The organism is Paraburkholderia sp. BR10141, assembly GCF_056155635.1.
The window spans coordinates 1-2,969 of record NZ_JBMIQH010000099.1 but is presented as its reverse complement, the minus strand read 5'-3'; the positions used below and the strand labels follow the sequence as shown (position 1 = coordinate 2,969).

1 rRNA gene is annotated in these 2,969 nt (G+C 53.3%); it reads right to left on the bottom strand.

The annotated features are described in order from the left end of the window. Positions 1-72: 72 nt before the first annotated feature. Positions 73-2,952: ribosomal RNA gene (locus tag ACOJB8_RS40910) — 23S ribosomal RNA — on the bottom strand. Positions 2,953-2,969: the final 17 nt, after the last annotated feature.

Below are 2,969 nucleotides of genomic sequence, written 5' to 3'. Positions count from 1 at the left end.
CGTAAATGCTGAAGCATTAACGTAGACCGACACGTGATCTCAACCGTGCGTCTTTAAAAACACACCTGTTATAGGATCAAGCCTTACGGGCAATTAGTATCAGTTAGCTTAACGCATTACTGCGCTTCCACACCTGACCTATCAACGTCCTGGTCTCGAACGACCCTTCAAGGGGATCAAGTCCCCGGGGAAGTCTCATCTTGAGGCGAGTTTCCCGCTTAGATGCTTTCAGCGGTTATCTCTTCCGAACATAGCTACCCGGCGATGCGACTGGCGTCACAACCGGTACACCAGAGGTTCGTCCACTCCGGTCCTCTCGTACTAGGAGCAGGCCCCCTCAAACTTCCAGCGCCCACGGCAGATAGGGACCAAACTGTCTCACGACGTTTTAAACCCAGCTCACGTACCTCTTTAAATGGCGAACAGCCATACCCTTGGGACCGGCTACAGCCCCAGGATGAGATGAGCCGACATCGAGGTGCCAAACACCGCCGTCGATATGAACTCTTGGGCGGTATCAGCCTGTTATCCCCAGAGTACCTTTTATCCGTTGAGCGATGGCCCTTCCATACAGAACCACCGGATCACTATGACCTGCTTTCGCACCTGTTCGACTTGTGAGTCTCACAGTCAAGCACGCTTATGCCATTGCACTATCAGCACGATTTCCGACCGTACCTAGCGTACCTTCGTACTCCTCCGTTACCCTTTGGGAGGAGACCGCCCCAGTCAAACTGCCTACCATGCACTGTCCCCGATCCGGATCACGGACCAAGGTTAGAACCTCAAACAGATCAGGGTGGTATTTCAAGGACGGCTCCACGGAAACTAGCGTTCCCGCTTCACAGCCTCCCACCTATCCTACACAAACCGGTTCAAAGTCCAATGCAAAGCTACAGTAAAGGTTCATGGGGTCTTTCCGTCTAGCCGCGGGGAGATTGCATCATCACAAACACTTCAACTTCGCTGAGTCTCGGGAGGAGACAGTGTGGCCATCGTTACGCCATTCGTGCAGGTCGGAACTTACCCGACAAGGAATTTCGCTACCTTAGGACCGTTATAGTTACGGCCGCCGTTTACCGGGACTTCAATCAAGAGCTTGCACCCCATCATTTAATCTTCCGGCACCGGGCAGGCGTCACACCCTATACGTCCACTTTCGTGTTTGCAGAGTGCTGTGTTTTTATTAAACAGTCGCAGCCACCAGTTTATTGCAACCCCTTCACCCTTCTGGCGCAAGCCAGTCAAGCTACCAGGGCGTACCTTATCCCGAAGTTACGGTACCAATTTGCCGAGTTCCTTCTCCCGAGTTCTCTCAAGCGCCTTAGAATACTCATCTCGCCCACCTGTGTCGGTTTGCGGTACGGTCACTGTTGAACTGAAGCTTAGAGGCTTTTCTTGGAACCACTTCCAGTTGCTTCGTCTCCGAAGAGACTGGCCTCACACCCTTGAATCCCGCGCCCGGATTTGCCAAAGCGCCTTCTCCAATGCAAGGACCGGGACTTCCAACACCCGGACAACCTTCCGCGATCCGTCCCCCCATCGCATTCAACAATGGTGCAGGAATATTGACCTGCTTCCCATCAGCTACGCATTTCTGCCTCGCCTTAGGGGCCGACTCACCCTACGCCGATGAACGTTGCGTAGGAAACCTTGGGCTTACGGCGAGGGGGCCTTTCACCCCCTTTATCGCTACTCATGTCAGCATTCGCACTTCCGATACCTCCAGCACGCTTTTCAACGCACCTTCGCAGGCTTACGGAACGCTCTCCTACCATGCACATAAATGTGCATCCGCAGCTTCGGTATATGGCTTAGCCCCGTTACATCTTCCGCGCAGGACGACTCGATCAGTGAGCTATTACGCTTTCTTTAAAGGGTGGCTGCTTCTAAGCCAACCTCCTGACTGTTTTAGCCTTCCCACTTCGTTTCCCACTTAGCCATATTTGGGGACCTTAGCTGGCGGTCTGGGTTGTTTCCCTCTTGACACCGGACGTTAGCACCCGATGTCTGTCTCCCGTGATTGCACTCTTCGGTATTCGGAGTTTGCTATGGCGACGTAATCCGCAATGGACCCATCAACCATGACAGTGCTCTACCCCCGAAGGTGATACACGAGGCACTACCTAAATAGTTTTCGGAGAGAACCAGCTATTTCCAGGTTTGTTTAGCCTTTCACCCCTATCCACAGCTCATCCCCTAACTTTTCAACGTTAGTGGGTTCGGTCCTCCAGCACGTGTTACCGTGCCTTCAACCTGGCCATGGATAGATCACCTGGTTTCGGGTCTACACCCAGCGACTGGACGCCCTGTTCGGACTCGCTTTCGCTACGCCTGCCCTATTCGGTTAAGCTTGCCACTGAATGTAAGTCGCTGACCCATTATACAAAAGGTACGCCGTCACCCCTTGCGAGGCTCCGACTGTTTGTATGCATGCGGTTTCAGGATCTGTTTCACTCCCCTCCCGGGGTTCTTTTCGCCTTTCCCTCACGGTACTGGTTCACTATCGGTCGATCACGAGTATTTAGCCTTGGAGGATGGTCCCCCCATCTTCAGACAGGATTTCACGTGTCCCGCCCTACTTGTCGTACACCTAGTTCTTCCATTCCGCCTTCGCCTACGGGGCTATCACCCACTATGGCCGCACTTTCCAGAGCGTTTGGCTGACGGTACAGATAAAGAGTACAGGCTGGTCCCATTTCGCTCGCCACTACTTTGGGAATCTCGGTTGATTTCTTTTCCTGCGGCTACTTAGATGTTTCAGTTCGCCGCGTTCGCTTCGCATGGCCTATGTATTCAGCCATGGATACTCCATTCGGAGTGGGTTTCCCCATTCGGACATCTGTGGATCAAAGCTCGTTTGCCAGCTCCCCACAGCTTTTCGCAGGCTACCGCGTCCTTCATCGCCTGTGATCGCCAAGGCATCCACCACATGCACTTGTTCGCTTGACCCTATAACGGGTGTGTCT